We start from the raw sequence: 15943 nt of genomic DNA, 5'->3' as shown, positions 1-15943 counted from the left end.
TACCGTCATTTCTACATTGATTGTAGCTTCATTGAGGAGTCTCTAGACACACATGGAAATCACCAGAAGGGAAAAAGATAAAATCGTAGTCCTCGATATTAACGGGGAAATCGACCTTTATAACGCGCCTGAGATCAAGGATGTAATCGCCAAATTGATCGAAGAACAAAAGTATTGCATCGTCATCAATCTCGAGAAGGTTTCCTACATCGACTCTTCCGGAATTGGAGCTTTAATTTCAAGTTTGTCCAACTTGAAGAAATATCAAGGTGGGCTTAAAATCATCAACGTGGCTGGTTCGGTTCGTAAAGTATTTGAACTCACAAAGTTGACTTCATTTTTTGAAATTTTTGACAGCGAAGACGAAGCCGTCACTGCTTTTAAGTAAAAGGGGAAGCGTATTTGCGCTTCTCTCTTACAAAACCCCCCGAAGAAAAATTAAGGAGTTTGTTATGTTAAGAAAGGAAAAGACAGCAGTCTTTCTCTCTGGATTGGTATTGTTCTCTATCGGATTTGTTAATTGTGCACAAGAACTTCCTGTGAAAGAACTTGCACTGGCAAAATCTCAAGTAGAAAGGGCGGAAAGACTTTCTGCCGAAGAATATGCACCGGAAGAATTTTCCGAAGCAAAAAAAAGTTTAATCTCTGCAAATGAATTTGCTTCTGAAGAAAAAGCATCTGATTCCAAAAAGAGCGCAGACTATGCTATTTCTAAAGCTTATGATGCTTTGGAAAAAACTCTACCTAAACTTGCAGCAAAATCTCGTGAAGAAGCTGTGACAGCCATTGATGCTGCAGATGAGGCTTACGCTTCCGAATACACTCCTGAAGAATTTAAAAAAGCGGTTACTGCTCGTGATGCTGGGGAAACAAAGTTAGCACAAGCTGATGCAAGCCTTGCTTCTTATTTACGCGAAGACAAAGACGAAACAGCAAAAGAATTAAAACGCACCGTTGCCTTACAAGAATATGAAGAGGCTCACAACAATTTTGTAGAAGCGGCTAAAATCAGCCAAGATGCAAAAAAAGTTGCTCTGGATCGTTCTGGTTCTGTTCGCCAATCTGCTGATGAAGTAGATGCGGTATTAGAAAAAGCATACACTTATTCTAAAGGGGGAAACCCTGCTATTGATGAAGAGAAAGCTCGTGTGGCATCTGCTCGTGAAGACATTGCTGCCGGACGTTTGAAAACTGCTGACGAAAAGATCAAAGCGGCACGTTTAGCTTCCGCTTCTTTATTACAAGCTTCTGTAAAAGACCATGCAAAAAACCGCAACTTGCAAGCTCGTGAAGTTGTGGAAGATGCTAATGCTCGTTTTGGCGAATTAAATGCAGAAACATTTCTTAAATCTAATGCAAAAGAATCGTATGCAAGCACTCAGGAAAATTTAGGTGCATCGAATGAATCTCTCCAAGCTTCAGGGAATCTATTAGAACAAGAAAAGTTTGATGATTCCATTGCTCAGTCGGAAGAAGCCATTCGTTTGGCTGAAATCTCTATTGACCAAGTGGAAACTCTGAAAGGAAAAACTACTGTTGCGAAAAAAGACCGAACAGCAGTGGATTCACAAGCTGACACTACTAAGACAACAACTACAGAGACAGACGGTGATAAAGCTTCTTCTTCTCAAGTAGAGGAACTTACTGGCGGTTGGAAAAGATACACTGTAGAAAAGTCAAACCCTGCAGATTGCCTCTGGAGAATTGCTGATAGAGAAGATATCTATAACGACGCAAAACTTTGGCCAAGAATTTTTGAAGCCAATCGTAAATCGATTCGTAACAAAAATTTGATCTATCCAAAACAAAAATTGAATATCCCTCCAAAAACAGGGAAAATCGGAAAAGCTCCTAAACAATAAACAATGTTTAGGTGATCTGAAAAAAAAGCTGTCGTTAGGACAGCTTTTTTTTTGTCTAAAGAATAGGATAACATGATAAGAGGATACACAACACCAGTCACGGAAATTTCGGAGAAAGACTTTGAGTCCCTGGTAACCCTTGCCCTAGAGGAAGACCTACCTGCAGGTGATATCACCACTGATACTCTCTTCCGTTCTGATGAATTATGTAAGGCAGAGCTTTTGGCAAAGGAAGAAGGGGTGCTGTGTGGCCTTGCCGTTTTAGAATGTATCATCAGAAAAACGAATGCTAATGTGGTATGGAAACCTATCCTTACCGATGGAGCCACACTTTCAAAGGGTACGGTCATTGGCACATTAGAGGGTTCTCTTGTTTCCGTTTTGAAAATGGAAAGAATCCTTTTGAATTTTATCCAATACCTTTCTGGAATTGCAACAAATGCGAGTAAGGTGGCAAAAGAGTTTCCAAATCTCCTTATTTTAGATACGAGAAAAACACTACCAGGTTATAGAAAACTCGCTAAGTATGCAGTTTACACTGGTGGAGGGGCTAACCACCGATTGAATTTGTCTGAAATGGCAATGTTGAAAGACAATCATGTAGCAAAGGCAGGATCTATCCAATCCGCTGTGCAAATTGTTCGAAATGCTAATCCAGGAAAAAAAATAGAACTAGAAATCGATGCTCTATCGCAGATTGATGAAGCTATGAACGCAAATCCTGATATTATTTTATTAGATAATTTTTCTGATTCTGATACTGAAAAAGCTATTGAACGAATCAAAGGAAATTCTCCTCAGATCCGTATTGAATGTTCTGGTGGGATTACGCCAGAAAAGTTAAAATTTCTCTCTCGGTTCCAAGATATCGGAGTGAGTATGGGTTATTTAACACATACTGTGAAGTTTTTAGATATAAGTTTGGATATCAAATAATGGGATTATACCAAGATATTAAAGACAAACAGGAGTTATTTGATGCTGTCCATAAAAGACTTGGGCCAGAAAAAGCCAGTTTTATAGAGAAAGCTTACAATATTGCGGACAAAATGCACGAAGGACAAAAACGTTTGTCTGGGGAACCTTATATCATACATCCCATGAATGTCGCCTCCGTACTAGACGAACTAGGTTTGGACGAAAGAGCGATTGCCGCTGGCCTTTTGCATGATGTGGTGGAAGATACTAGTTATAGTAAAGAAGATATGGCTCGTGAGTTTGGGGATGATATTGCCGCACTTGTAGAAGGTGTGACTAAAATTTCCGAAATCAAATCTCAATCGAAAGAAACAGAAGCCGCAGAAAATATCCGTAAAATGTTACTCGCAACAATCAAAGATGTACGGGTGATGTTAATCAAATTGGCTGATAAAACACATAACGTCAGAACCTTAAAATTCCAACCGGAAGAAAAACAAAAACGAATTGCCAAAGAAGTTTTGTCGTTGTATGCACCCATTGCGGGTAGACTTGGCGTTTATAAAGTAAAATTTGAGTTGGAAGATTTGGCTTTCCAATCTCTACACCCTGAAGAATACCAAGAGATTAAAAAACGTGTCTCTGCTAAAAAATCAGAACGTGATGAATATATTGAAAAAATAAAAATTATCCTTAAACAAAGGTTAGCTGAAATTAGTATTGATGCTCGTCTTGATGGTCGAGCAAAACATTTTTATTCCATTTACCGAAAGATGGTGACTAAGGAAAAATCTTTTTCAGAGATCTTTGACCTTCGTGCTCTTCGGATCATCACTAATGAAATTAAGGATTGTTATGGGGTTCTTGGAATTGTTCATACACTTTGGACACCAATTCCAGGTAGGTTTAAAGATTATATTGCAACACCCAAAACGAACTTATACCAATCCTTACATACAACTGTTTTTGGCCCTGATGGTCGTCCTATGGAAGTCCAGATTCGAACCAAAGATATGAATGCCATTGCCGAAAATGGTGTGGCTGCCCACTGGGCCTATAAAGAATCCACAAACCTCTCTAAAACTTCAGTTATATTACAGAACGGTGTTGAAAACGCCTTCCGAATGAAATGGTTAGAAATTCTGAAATCTTGGCAAGACCCAAGCCTTGATTCAAAAGAATTTATGGAAGAACTTCAGTATGACCTCCATGAGGATGAAGTTTTCGTTTTTACCCCCAAGGGTGAGATCATCGAGATGCCTAAAGGTGCTACTGTCCTCGATTATGCTTTTCGAATTCATACGGATGTGGGACTTCATGCTCGTGGTGGGAAGGTGAATGGGCGAATGGTTACACTTCGTACGGAACTGAAATCTGGTGATCAAGTAGAGATTATCACGGAAAAAAGTTCCAAACCTTCTCCTATTTGGTTACGAATTGTAAAAACTTCGGGCGCAAGACAGAAGTTACGTGCCTATTTTAGAAAATTACAAGAAGACTCACAAAGGGAAACCATTGGTTCTGTATTGGAAGCATCAACACATGCGATTGATGAAAATACGATTAAAGAAATCAAAAAAGTAAAAATCAAAAAAACTCACAAGGCCCACCCACACCAAGAAGAATCCAAAGAGTTTGGTATTTCTGTTGCTGGTTGGAATGATGTGCCTGTAAGAGTGGCTTCTTGTTGTAAACCGATTCCTGGGGATGAAATCATAGGGTTTATTACCCGCGGCAGGGGAGTGAGTGTCCATAAGAAGGATTGTACTACTGCAACCAAACAACTCGAGTGGATGAAGACCATTCCCGTTCGTTGGGAGGGACCCGGGGAACCGATCCCGATTCAAATCGAAGTGCGAGCCAAAGATGTGCAAGGAATCTATTTGTCGATGGTGGAATCCATCTCTAGCACAGAAACAAATATTTTGGAAGCAGGGGCGTCCTCCCATCCCAATGGAACTCTTACCGCCAAATTTATGTTAGAAGTTGATCATTTGGACCAGTTGAAGGAAATTTTGGAAAACTTACGGATGATTCAGGGCGTGGTTTTTGCAGAAAGAGTTAAAAAATAAACCATTGCACTTGGTTTGGTGCTAGTTTGAAATAAATTCCTTGTTCCGACTTTGTTTGCGGATAAGTGTTCCCTGTCACAATATCTGTTAAACTTGGTTGGAATTGGATTCCTTCTTGGAAGGGAATCCAACCTGATACCTCACTAGTTTGTTCATTCCAAAGAAAAAGCTCTGTAATGTTTTCAGTTTCGATGGATTTTACAAAAACAGAACGACCATTGTATTCTTTGTAATCTGGCCAGAAAACCATACTATTCTCTTGTCGTTTGGCAGTTACGGCAAACGCTCGCTCGTAAAACTCGATGGAATTGAGATTTGGTTTTTCCTCATCGGTATGAATCATTTGGACAGGAATTTTTTTGGTGAATCCCATCTCTTGTCCCGCATGGAATAATAAAATACAATCCGTTGCACAAAGTAAGCTGAAATAAATGTGGGAGTTGTCACCAAATTGGTGTTTGGCTCTCTCTTCGTCATGGTTTTCCAAAAATCGAATATTTCTTAATCCAGAATTTTGTCTTAAGTTTTGAGAAATAAAATTGAAGTTTTGATTTTTGAAGGCATCATACATAGACTTATCATAACTAGCATTAAATCCTAAACTTAGGAGACGATCCTCCATCCCCCAATAGGCTTCTGCATAGAATTTAAAATGGGGATATTCTTCTCGAACGGCTTGGATCACGCAGGCCCAGTCATAAAAAGATTTTTTCCCGTGAGTTTTTTCAAAAACATCGGGAAGAAGTAACATTGCCATATCGCAGCGAACACCGTCACACTGTTTGGCGATGCTTTTTAATATCTCTATATGTTTTTTTTCTACATTTGGATTAGAAAAATCCCATTGGATGGTATCGGTCCAACCATCAAAATAAGGATCCCTTCCGTGAACGTAAACATTTCCGTTTGGGTGCAAAAATGAATTCCTAGAGGATACAGATTCGTTAGCAATTAAAAACAAATTAGGGTTAGTATCAACAAGAGGAGAGTCAATGGCAATATGGTTTGGCACAAAATCGAGGATGAGTTTTTTTCCTAATCGTTTTATGTTTGTGTATAGGTTGGTTAAGTCCTTCTCTTTCGAGACAAGTGGGTCCGGTAGATATTCGAAAATCGAATATGGAGAACCGTAGATATCTTCTAACTCTAGGTTTTCTTTTACGGAGTGGTAGTTGGGTTGGAGCTCCGGCATGTTTCGTGCAATGGACCTAGATTTGGGGCTATTTTTCCAGACTCCCATGAACCATATTTCATCTGCCCAAAGAAAGGATGGGGATTTTTTTAGGTCAAGGATCAGAGATTCCAATGGTTCCTTCATTTTTGCACAAAAAAGCCTTGAGCCTATCTCGTACAAATGGATTTGATGGAAGGGATGTTTCATAACAAAGTTCAATTACTCAAGTATAGTTCCTCCTGGCGCAAGATAGTTTTGGTTGGTTTGACAGGACTTTTGTCAATGGCTCTTGCCTTAAATTGTTCTGAAGAAGATACAAAAGAATCATTGTCTAAGGTCAACGACGTTCCTTGGCAGGGAGATATGGCTTCTATTCCGAATGCTCTTCGAGTGAAAAATCCCGTGGCGGACCCAAAAGCGAAAAAGGGGGGTAAGATTCGAGTTTATTCTCATCAGTTCCCAAAATCTTTAAATTATTATTTGGATCAGTTTACAACTACGGCCCGTATCTTTACTAGTTTGTATGAACCTCTCACTGGTTACCATCCCCTCACCTTAGAAACCATTCCCCATTTAGCAAGGGATTGGAAGATCTCCCCTGACAAAAAGAAATTTACATTCTACTTGGATCCGAATGCTCGTTGGTCCGATGGAAAACCTGTAACGGCAGAGGATGTTATCTTTACTTATGATACGATCATGAATCCCAAAAATGGAACCGCCGTATTTCGAGTTTCCTTATCGCGATTTTTGAAGCCGGTAAAGTTAGATGACCTAACAGTTGTATTCGAGGCAAAAGAAGTTCATTGGAATAACTTTAATGATGTAGCTTCATCCATTTTTATTTTGCCGAAACACCATTTTGAAGGAAAAGATTTTAATAAAGAGAATATGGAATTTCCTGTAGTATCTGGCCCTTACAAAATCACCGAAGTAAAAAAGAATCGTTACATAAAATTGGAAAGAAGAGGGGACTGGTGGCAAAGAGCCTATCCTTTCAATGAAGGTCGCAATAACTTCGATCAAATTGTCTATAAAGTGTATAACGAAGAAGCCGTAGCCCTCCAAGCTTTTAAAAAAGGAGACATTGATATCTATCCTGTTTATTCCGCCTTTGTTTGGGTTGAAGAGGCAAAGGGAGAACCTTTTGATAAAAATTGGATCGCAAAACAAAGGATCTTCAATTTAAAACCGATTGGCTTTCAAGGTTGGGCCATGAATGGAAGACGTTCCATCTTTTCTGATAAACGTGTTAGAGAAGCAATGAACCTACTGGTGGATCGAAAACTCATGATCGATAAACTAGCGTATGGCGAGTATGATCCTACAAATAGTTATTATCCAGACTTCTATTTAGGTGGTGAAAAAAATCCAAACCAGCCTACTGAGTTTAATATTGAGAAAGCAAGGAAACTACTCGCAGAAGCGGGTTGGAAGCCAAATGCTGAAGGAATTTTGGAAAAGGATGGAAAACCATTCCAGTTTTCTATTCTGGACCGCGATAAAAAAACAGAAAAGTATTTCACTGTATTTCTTGAGAAAGCAAAGGAAGTGGGAATCCGAGCATCGATTGATACTTTAGATTTGGCCGCTTGGAGTGAGCGAGTGGATAAGTATGATTTTGACATGACTTGGGCCGCTTGGGGATCGGGAATTTTTAAAGATCCGGAATCACAATGGCTTTCTAAATATGCAGATGAAGCAGGACAGCCAAACTTACCTGGTCTTAAAATAGACGAAGTGGATAAACTCATCGAAAAACAAAAAACGGAATTTTCTGTCTCTAAACGAAATGAAATCTTAAAACAAATTGATCGGATTGTTTATAAAGAATATCCTTATGTTTTGTTATGGCATTTACCGAGCACAAGACTTTTGTATTGGCAAAAATATGGAGTGCCTAGTCTTCCTCTCGGAAAGTATGGAGACGAAAGTTTTTCTTCTGACTACTGGTGGTATGATGAAGAAAAAGATAAAAAATTATCCGATGCATTGTCCAAAAATGAGAAATTTACAGATTACGAAGCTGTGGTTCGTTGGAAGTAGAATTTAAGTAGTGCAAGAGAAAAAAGGTCCAATTAAGGGGATCCGAGACAAGATCACCGAACTCTGGAGCCAATATCCAAACTGGGGAAAAATTCCCCAGTTTTTGGAATTGTTGGAAAAAGGCCTCGACAAAGAGCTGTTTGTCGATCCCGATAAAAAAGAAATCCCCATCCCTATTGAGGATCTTCCAGTTGATGAAGTTTTACGGAAGTCTGGTTTCTTTCGTAATCTTTATGAAAAACTTTTTCCTGTTTCCCATGTGTTTCGAATCACCTACCGCTATGATCGTGAATTTTTGGATAACTTTATGCCACTATCTCGGGATGGATACATTGGCCGAGGCTCTTATAAATTTGTTTACAAACTACCCTGGAACCAAGTTGTCAAAATTGGAAAATCAAAGTTACCTTCTGATGTAATCTTTGGATCTCTGTTCAAAGAAGTGGGACGTGACATCACTCGGTTTTTAAAACCAGAAGAGATTGAATTAAGGGATTTTTTAAAAAAACAAACTTTCCGTGATTCTAAAAAAGATGAAATCGATTTTAAATTCAAACGTTTGGGTTTGGAGAGATTACATTACTGGAAATTAAAATCTCTTATTCCGGATTTAGTGGTACCCACTCGGTTTTTTATGGGACTTCGAGTGCGAAACAATCCTTTTGGAATTCCCAATGTCACTCTCACACCTTGTGACCAACAGACTTTACTTGCAGGAAAACATTTAAAAGAATTTACGATACGCAACGAAAAACTAGAGCAAAACCCCATCTTAAATAAACTATTTCCCAAGTGGAAATTGAATTTTGATTCTCACAGGTTTGGTGTAATCTCGAAATCCAAACTAAAAAAAATTGCTGTCGATTTCAATCGTGTGATTGAAGTTACCAAGTTTTTAGCAGAAGAAGAGAAACTAATCTTTGATATCCATGCAGAAAATATCATCATCACTCTACCCGATTTTGAATTGAAAATTTTTGACTTTCACGTTTTTGACGACTACTTGTACGAACCTTCCGAAGAGAACCCAACTCCAGAGATGGATCATATACTCATCATTGAAGAGTTCATTAAATCATTTGAACTGGATTAATTTTATGTTGTTTTCAAAACGAAATCTCCCTTCCTTTTATATTTTTTCTTTCATTTTTTTTGTATTTGGTTTTTACCAAGCCTATAAGTGGAAGTGGATCTGTGATGATGCTTACATAAGTTTTGTCTATGCCAGAAATTTTTATGAAGGTTCAGGTCTTGTATTCAATCTAGGTGAGCGAGTCGAAGGGTATACAAATTTCCTTTGGACACTTTTTCTATCTTCTGGATTTGCAATTGGAATCAAACCACAACACCTATCCATTGGGGCGGGGATTTTCTTTTATCTTTCTACCTTGTTTGTTTTTTTCTGGGAAGAAAATCGAATCTCACTTGGAAAAATCTACCCTCTCCTTGTTGTCCATTTAGCATTATTCTTTCATCTTTATATCTTCGCCACTTCGGGGTTGGAAACTTCTGTTTTTACTTTTTTTATTTGTTTTGGTTTGCTGTTGTGGGAAAAACAAAGTTGGTTTCTCCTTCCTGTTTTTTTTCTTTCGGCACTCGTTCGCCCCGAAGGAGCTCTTTTTTTATTTGTAGCTTCTTTGGATTTGATTTTTCGAAAACAGGATTGGAAGCCCTTTGTATTTGGAATTTTGTTTCTATGTTTTCTTGGGTTTCGTTATTTCTATTACCAGGATATACTTCCCAATACCTTTTATGCCAAAGGTAATAAGGGGGCTTACTTTTTACAGGGAGCCTATTATTTTCTTTATTTCGCTCAGTCCTACCCTATATATCTTTTGGTCCTTTTGATTGCTGGGATTCAAATTTATCAATCCCTTCGTTATAAGAAGGAATTTCGATTTCTATTAGCTTCGGTTCTCTTATACATTCTTTATGTTTTTTATGTCGGTGGAGATTTTATGGGGAATCGGTTTTGGATTCCCATTTTACCATATCTGTCTTATTTAGCCTTTGTGCAGATCAGCGAATGGGATTTGAATTCACAAATTGAGTCCAATCAATCATCATTATTTACCTCGCTATATATAAAAAATCGACTTCTTGTTTCCTTTTTCTTTATTCTATCAACGGCTGTGTATACGGATCCATTAAAAATAAAAGGAACTCGGATTCCCGATTGGCATGGAATTGTCGAAGAACGGATGTTTTATGAAAACCATTTAATTCGAACTGAAGGTTATGATGTGGATGCACTTGCTGATTCCCGAGTTGCCTTCTTTGGAGCTCAGGCGCATTTTATTTATTATTTGAGACCGGCTTTTGCCTTTGAAGCTGAGTCAGGACTTACCGATAGGGAATTTGCAAAGAAAAAAGTCGAAACACGTGGTCGAATTGGCCATGAAGGGGAGCTGACTAAAAAAGATTTAGTCGATCGTAAGATAGATATTTTGCTCGATAATCGACTTCACGGGGTTAAGTTACCACATATCCAGTACACTTGGAGAGGAGTTCCCATTCGCTTTTATGTTTGGAATTATGATCCTATTAAATTCAAACGACTTTGTGTTCGGAGTGATTGGAACTGTGATGATTTGTTTGTTACTTTCCAATCCAATCATTGGGATTCGAACCAGCCTATGTTTTTTGGAAACCAATAATGGAATTTTCACAAGTCATTCCCACCACCTATGGAAAAATCAGATATGGTACTGTTGGCAAACAAACATTAGGTGATTTAAAAGAAAAATATCCCTTTTATCCTAAAACTCATGAGAGATGGATGGATTACACAAAAGATTGGGCAATAAGGAAATTCGAAAACTTTTCGGATAGGATAGTGACACTCAACCAAGTGCATGGAGATAAGATCCATTCGATTCATTACCCTGATCCAGTGACGCCGGGACGCGAGCAACTGTTCGAAGGAGATGGGTTGTATACGGAATTACAAAATACGTTACTTGTGGTTCGCACAGCAGATTGTGTTCCCGTATTTCTCTACTCTAATAAACGGCCGTTTGTAGCAGTCCTCCATTCAGGTTGGAAAGGGACTAATTTAGGAATAACCGAATTATTATTAGGTGAACTTTTGCATTTTGGATATGAGTTGGATGAGATTGAAATTGAGATTGGACCCTATATCCAAGGACAGGATTACGAAGTAGGGGAGGATGTGGCTGCCCATTTTCTTTCTTTAGGGGAAGCAGTTTGTTTTCCGAAAGAAAATGGAAAGTTTTTATTGGATGTGGGGCTTGCGATTGAAGTGCGTGTTAGGAAGCAGTTTGGAACTTCGTTCCAGATCAAAAATTCCCATACCAATGTATTTCAAAACCCTCTTTACTTTAGCCATAGGGCAAAAGAAGAGGGCCGCAATTTAAACTTTATACTTTGGGAATCTTAAGAAGAGTTTCTTTGATTTTTTCTAGGATCTTTTCTCGTTTGATGGGTTTTACGATATAGTCCATCGCTCCATTTTCCAAAAGGGCTTTGATCACCGAAGGAGTATTTTCTTCCGAGATGAAAAGAATTCTTGGAAGAACTCCCATTTCTTTCATATCCCAGAATGCAGCATACCCATCCACCTCAGGAAGAAAAATCTCAATAGTAACAAGATCAATCTGTTGGCGATTGTCCTTATACATTTGTAAAAGTTCTTTGCCCGTTTCGGCAACTCCGATGATTTTGAAACCTTCTGATTCCAAAATTTGTTGGAGTTGTTTGGATTGGAATTTGGAATTCTCTGCTATGAGAATTTGATAAGGTCTGCCTGTCGGTCCGATGCCTGATTGCATGATGTTCTCCGTAGTTTATCCAAGTGCCTTTTCGATTTCAACACCAATTTCTTTTGTACCGAGGACGGATGTGCCTTCTTCGGCAATATCTCGCGTGCGGAATCCCTTCTTTAGAACCGTTCGAATGGCATTTTCAATGGCAACGGCCTCTGTTTCCAATCCAAAAGAATACCGTAACATCAAAGCACCGGAAAGAATTTGGGCAATTGGGTTTGCGATTCCTTTGCCTGCAATGTCAGGCGCCGATCCACCAGATGGTTCGTAGAGTCCAAATCCAGACTCGGAAAGAGAAGCCGATGGCAACATTCCGATAGATCCTGTGATGATGGATGCTTCGTCCGATAGGATATCTCCGAACATATTTTCGCAGAGCATGACGTCGAATTGTTTTGGTTTTACGATGAGCTGCATTGCTGCATTGTCTACATAAAGGTGTTCCAAAACACAATCCGAGTATTCTGCTTTGTGAAGGGCCACAACGACTTCGCGCCATAACACGGAAGTGGTGAGAACGTTTGCTTTGTCTATACTTGTGACTTTTTTATTTCGTTTTCTTGCGGCATCAAAAGCAGTACGTGCGATTCGTTCAATTTCCCGACGAGAGTATCTCATGGTGTCGAAGGCAAATTCTTCTGGCCCACTGCCTTCTCTACCTTTTGGTTTTCCAAAGTAGATTCCAGAGGTAAGTTCCCTTAGGATAAGAATATCGAGTCCATCTCCAATGATGTCCCCTCGGATGGGGCTTGCTTTTTTGAGTTCTGGATAGATGATCGCAGGTCTAAGGTTTGCAAATAAATCAAAATGTTTACGCAAGGGGAGTAGGGCACCACGTTCTGGTTGTCTGTCAGGAGGAAGTGTTTCCCATTTCGGTCCACCGACCGATCCAAAAAATATGGCACTTGATGATTCACAAAGTTTTAAAGTTTCTTCAGGAAGTGGAAATCCTGTAGCATCAATGGCAGCTCCACCAACTAATGCATGTTCGAAGGTAAATTCAGATGATTTATTCCCTAATGCTTTTTTGACCACTTGGAGGGCCACATCCATAACTTCGGGTCCGATCCCGTCTCCGGCAAGTACAGCTACTTTTTTCATTTCATATCCTTTAATACTGATTCTAAAATATCCAATCCTTCTGTTGCTTTTTCTATGCTTAAGATGAGTGGAGGTATAATTCTAATTACGTTTCCTGCTGTACTATTCACAACAAGGCCACGTTTCAAACACTCTTCAACAACGGGTCTGGATTCGGAATACAATTCCACACCAATATGTAAACCACGTCCTCTCACTTGTTTGATTTTTCCCGTAGATTCAATCATAGTTTTCAGCCTTGCAAACATTTGCTCTGAAATCGTGGATACATGATCAAGTAAATTACGAGACAAAATGATTTTGAAAGTTTCGTAAGCCGCTACACAAGCCAAATGATTTCCGCCAAACGTAGATCCATGCATTCCCCGTTCTAAAACGGTCTCGAATTCTTTGGCTACAACGAGAGCTCCGATTGGAAATCCAGAACCTAATGCTTTGGCAAGAGTAAAAGCATCGGGATACATTCCGTAATGTTCAAAACAAAACATCTTTCCTGTTCGTCCCATACCCGTTTGGATCTCATCAAATACTAGGAGTGAGTCTGTTTCTTCTGTGAGTTTACGCGCTAAGTTCACAAAGGATTGGCTAAGAGGAATGACTCCACCTTCGCCAATAATTAGCTCCATGATAATACCGGCAACGGAGTCGCCGTATTGTTCAAAGGCTTGCATGAGGGAGTCTTCGTTATTGGCTTCTACAAAGTATACATCAGAGGCGAGTTCACCAAATCCAGTACGAACGGATTCATTGCCAGTCATCGTCATCGCAGAAAGAGTTCTGCCATGAAAGCTAGAGTGGAGGGCAAGGATGACCGGTTTGTCGATATTTTTTTTCACTCCATGTCTACGCATGAGTTTGAAGGCAGCTTCGTTTGCTTCGGTTCCCGAATTACATAAAAATACTTTTCCAGGAATGCTATTTTCGATAATGACTTCGGCAAGTTTTGCTTGTTCTTCTGAGTAATAGAGGTTCGAGGAATGAAGGATTTTGTCCATTTGGTTACGCATTGCTTCAATTAAATCTGCTTCCCCGTGACCCAAGTTGGATACCGCAATTCCTGCAAGAAAGTCAATATAACCTTTGTTATCTTGATCAAAGATCATTTCACCGACGCCATAAGAAAAGGAAATGGGGTAGCGGTTATATGTGTTTAATAAGTATTTATCAGAAAGTTTTTTGATTTCTTCAAATTTGGTTTTGGTTTCGTTACTCATTTTAGTCCTGCCAGTTGTAAAAATTCTGTTTCAGCTTGGGAAATTTCTTTCCCTAAGGATTCCCAAAGACTTGGAATCTCAGTTTGTTTTTTTGGTTTTTTTAGAGAGGCAAAGCTAGAATATACTTTTACCTTAGGTTCTGTTCCTGAAGGACGAATGGTAAGTTTGGCATTTCCTTCTAATTCCACTTGGATGACATTGGATTTAGGCATACCTTTAAAAACGGAAACCTTGGATTTCCCTTGCGCTTTTTGGATTTCGTAATCCAGAACTCCCACTACCTTTCGCCCGCCTATGGTCTTTCCGATCAGGTTTTCTGTACGCAGTGTTTCGATGGACTTTTTGATTTTGTCCTGTCCCGAACTTCCTTCCAAGGTCAAAGAATACAAACTTTCCCGGTACAATCCGTAATTTAAATAAATGGATTCTAAATAAGAAAGTAGATCCCCTTTTTCCGCTAGGATTTCTACAAAGAGTAAGGCACTCGAAAGTGAGTCTTTGTCCCGAACAAATGGTACGGGTAAATATCCATAAGACTCTTCCCCACCAAACAGGAATATGTTGTTTTTCTTAGATTCAATTTGTTTCATCTCTTCTGCGATGTATTTGAATCCGGTGAGGACGTTTTTGATTTTGATTCCATTTTTTTTGGCAATGGCTTCTTGGAGGTCTGTAGTCACAATTGTCTTTACCAAATGGTAAGTTTTGGTTTTAGATTTTTTTCTTTCGGAAAGGTAAGCTGCCATAATGGAACCAATCTGGTTACCATTTAGGTATTCGTATTCACCGTCTGTACGACGAACTCCTACACCGAGTCTGTCCGCATCAGGGTCTGTTGCGATAAAGGTGGCCGCCTTTTTCTTTTTGGCGTAAAACTCACATAAGGCGAGCGCTTCTTTTTCTTCTGGGTTTGGATATTTGACAGTAGGAAATTCCCCGTCAGGTTTTTTTTGTTCGGGAACAAGGAATACGGATTTGTATCCAAAGAAATTTAACATTTCTTTCATATAGTCTCCACCAGTTCCATGTAACGGTGAGTATACGATACCTAAATTGTTTCTTGTTTTTGGTTTTACCGAAGAAAGAATCCCTGCTTGTTTTAATTCTTTTAAATAGGTTTTAAATACAACGGGGCCCACGGGTTTTACAAATTTTTTATATTCTTTGTCTGTCTTTTTGACGAGTGGGATGGAAGTCCAGTCATGGATATTACTAATTCTGCCTATGATGAGGGAATCATCCGGGGGAACTAGTTGTCCTCCATCAGCAAGATAAGCTTTGAATCCATTGTATTCTGGTGGGTTGTGGGAAGCTGTGATGACAATTCCACCACTGGCTTTGTAATAACGAATCGCATAAGAGAGAAGGGGGGTCGGAGTTACCTTCGGGAAAATATAAACCTTCACTCCCAGTTTGGCAGCAATGCCTGCAGAGAGCTCTGCAAATTCTTTGGAAAGCCTTCTGGAATCGTAAGCAATGACGATAGAGGCATCTTTTTTTGTATCCCTTAAATAACTAATAAAACCGAGAGCGGCACGACCTACTGTATAGAGGTTCATTTTGCCAATTCCGTTTCCAATCTTTCCTCGAATCCCTCCGGTTCCAAAAGTGAGTGGGACAGCAAAGGCATCGACTAGTTCAGAACTGATAACAGCCTTCCAATCTTCATAAGCCTTTTTGGCCTCATTCTGGATTTCCGATGAAAAAGGTGATTTCGTCCAAGATAGGATATTGTCTTCTGGTTTCAACATAGCTTACATACTAATCTTTT

The 15943-nt window shown here is 39.3% G+C and carries 13 protein-coding genes; 8 read left to right on the top strand and 5 right to left on the bottom strand.

Annotated features, from left to right (window positions below):
- Positions 1-52: 52 nt before the first annotated feature.
- The 4 genes from LEP1GSC195_RS04435 to LEP1GSC195_RS04420 all read left to right on the top strand — a co-directional run bounded on the left by LEP1GSC195_RS04435 (position 53) and on the right by LEP1GSC195_RS04420 (position 4852).
- Complete coding sequence (locus LEP1GSC195_RS04435; protein WP_002975418.1) at positions 53-388, top strand: STAS domain-containing protein; 336 nt, start codon at positions 53-55, stop codon at positions 386-388.
- Positions 389-452: 64 nt separating this feature from the next.
- Positions 453-1862, top strand: a complete 1410-nt coding sequence (locus LEP1GSC195_RS04430; protein ID WP_015680477.1) for a lipoprotein LipL71 — start codon at positions 453-455, stop codon at positions 1860-1862.
- Between the two features lie 72 nt (positions 1863-1934).
- Positions 1935-2798 carry a carboxylating nicotinate-nucleotide diphosphorylase gene (nadC, locus tag LEP1GSC195_RS04425; protein ID WP_015680385.1) on the top strand — a complete coding sequence of 288 codons (864 nt, stop codon included), beginning with the start codon at positions 1935-1937 and terminating at the stop codon, positions 2796-2798.
- A complete protein-coding gene (locus LEP1GSC195_RS04420; protein WP_015680244.1) occupies positions 2798-4852 on the top strand; it encodes a RelA/SpoT family protein in 2055 nt (684 codons plus the stop codon). Before nadC ends, LEP1GSC195_RS04420 begins: the two co-directional genes overlap by 1 nt.
- On the opposite strand, the gene LEP1GSC195_RS04415 is transcribed toward LEP1GSC195_RS04420, so the two are convergent.
- Positions 4842-6170 (bottom strand): alpha-amylase family glycosyl hydrolase, encoded by a 1329-nt coding sequence (locus LEP1GSC195_RS04415; protein WP_015680303.1) that lies wholly within the window; start codon positions 6168-6170, stop codon positions 4842-4844. The two genes, LEP1GSC195_RS04420 and LEP1GSC195_RS04415, sit on opposite strands and share 11 nt — an antisense overlap.
- 138 nt (positions 6171-6308) lie before the next feature.
- Between LEP1GSC195_RS04415 and LEP1GSC195_RS04410 the strand changes: the two genes are divergently transcribed.
- Genes LEP1GSC195_RS04410 through LEP1GSC195_RS04395 form a run of 4 tightly spaced genes read left to right on the top strand, consistent with a single transcriptional unit; the run spans position 6309 to position 11472 of the window.
- Positions 6309-8072, top strand: coding sequence for an extracellular solute-binding protein (locus LEP1GSC195_RS04410; RefSeq protein ID WP_015680428.1), 1764 nt, complete (start codon positions 6309-6311; stop codon positions 8070-8072).
- Between the two features lie 31 nt (positions 8073-8103).
- Complete coding sequence (locus LEP1GSC195_RS04405) at positions 8104-9165, top strand: hypothetical protein (protein WP_232227701.1); 1062 nt, start codon at positions 8104-8106, stop codon at positions 9163-9165.
- A 4-nt stretch (positions 9166-9169) separates the two neighbouring features.
- Positions 9170-10729 carry a membrane protein gene (locus LEP1GSC195_RS04400; RefSeq protein ID WP_015680345.1) on the top strand — a complete coding sequence of 520 codons (1560 nt, stop codon included), beginning with the start codon at positions 9170-9172 and terminating at the stop codon, positions 10727-10729.
- Positions 10729-11472, top strand: coding sequence for a polyphenol oxidase family protein (locus LEP1GSC195_RS04395; protein ID WP_015680235.1), 744 nt, complete (start codon positions 10729-10731; stop codon positions 11470-11472). The genes LEP1GSC195_RS04400 and LEP1GSC195_RS04395 overlap by 1 nt, the downstream gene beginning before the upstream one ends.
- Here LEP1GSC195_RS04395 and LEP1GSC195_RS04390 read toward each other — a convergent pair.
- Genes LEP1GSC195_RS04390 through LEP1GSC195_RS04375 form a run of 4 tightly spaced genes read right to left on the bottom strand, consistent with a single transcriptional unit; the run spans position 11453 to position 15923 of the window.
- Complete coding sequence (locus LEP1GSC195_RS04390) at positions 11453-11863, bottom strand: response regulator (RefSeq protein WP_015680287.1); 411 nt, start codon at positions 11861-11863, stop codon at positions 11453-11455. The two genes, LEP1GSC195_RS04395 and LEP1GSC195_RS04390, sit on opposite strands and share 20 nt — an antisense overlap.
- A 15-nt stretch (positions 11864-11878) precedes the next feature.
- Positions 11879-12958 (bottom strand): 3-isopropylmalate dehydrogenase, encoded by a 1080-nt coding sequence (leuB, locus tag LEP1GSC195_RS04385; RefSeq protein WP_015680389.1) that lies wholly within the window; start codon positions 12956-12958, stop codon positions 11879-11881.
- Positions 12955-14172 carry an aspartate aminotransferase family protein gene (locus LEP1GSC195_RS04380; protein WP_015680420.1) on the bottom strand — a complete coding sequence of 406 codons (1218 nt, stop codon included), beginning with the start codon at positions 14170-14172 and terminating at the stop codon, positions 12955-12957. Before LEP1GSC195_RS04380 ends, leuB begins: the two co-directional genes overlap by 4 nt.
- Positions 14169-15923 carry a phospho-sugar mutase gene (locus tag LEP1GSC195_RS04375; protein ID WP_015680490.1) on the bottom strand — a complete coding sequence of 585 codons (1755 nt, stop codon included), beginning with the start codon at positions 15921-15923 and terminating at the stop codon, positions 14169-14171. The genes LEP1GSC195_RS04380 and LEP1GSC195_RS04375 overlap by 4 nt, the downstream gene beginning before the upstream one ends.
- Positions 15924-15943: the final 20 nt, after the last annotated feature.

Origin of the sequence: Leptospira wolbachii serovar Codice str. CDC (assembly GCF_000332515.2) — a bacterium.
GTDB lineage: Bacteria > Spirochaetota > Leptospiria > Leptospirales > Leptospiraceae > Leptospira_A > Leptospira_A wolbachii.
Note: the sequence above shows the minus strand (reverse complement) of the source record. Positions and strands in the feature narration are given on the sequence as shown.

Coding starts and splice junctions, on each gene's coding strand:
- LEP1GSC195_RS04375 (WP_015680490.1), bottom strand. CDS start 15,923: ATGTTGAAACCAGAAGACAATATCCTATCTTGGACGAAATCACCTTTT.
- LEP1GSC195_RS04400 (WP_015680345.1), top strand. CDS start 9,170: ATGTTGTTTTCAAAACGAAATCTCCCTTCCTTTTATATTTTTTCTTTC.
- nadC (WP_015680385.1), top strand. CDS start 1,935: ATGATAAGAGGATACACAACACCAGTCACGGAAATTTCGGAGAAAGAC.
- LEP1GSC195_RS04435 (WP_002975418.1), top strand. CDS start 53: ATGGAAATCACCAGAAGGGAAAAAGATAAAATCGTAGTCCTCGATATT.
- LEP1GSC195_RS04380 (WP_015680420.1), bottom strand. CDS start 14,172: ATGAGTAACGAAACCAAAACCAAATTTGAAGAAATCAAAAAACTTTCT.
- leuB (WP_015680389.1), bottom strand. CDS start 12,958: ATGAAAAAAGTAGCTGTACTTGCCGGAGACGGGATCGGACCCGAAGTT.
- LEP1GSC195_RS04390 (WP_015680287.1), bottom strand. CDS start 11,863: ATGCAATCAGGCATCGGACCGACAGGCAGACCTTATCAAATTCTCATA.
- LEP1GSC195_RS04395 (WP_015680235.1), top strand. CDS start 10,729: ATGGAATTTTCACAAGTCATTCCCACCACCTATGGAAAAATCAGATAT.
- LEP1GSC195_RS04415 (WP_015680303.1), bottom strand. CDS start 6,170: ATGAAGGAACCATTGGAATCTCTGATCCTTGACCTAAAAAAATCCCCA.
- LEP1GSC195_RS04430 (WP_015680477.1), top strand. CDS start 453: ATGTTAAGAAAGGAAAAGACAGCAGTCTTTCTCTCTGGATTGGTATTG.
- LEP1GSC195_RS04410 (WP_015680428.1), top strand. CDS start 6,309: ATGGCTCTTGCCTTAAATTGTTCTGAAGAAGATACAAAAGAATCATTG.
- LEP1GSC195_RS04420 (WP_015680244.1), top strand. CDS start 2,798: ATGGGATTATACCAAGATATTAAAGACAAACAGGAGTTATTTGATGCT.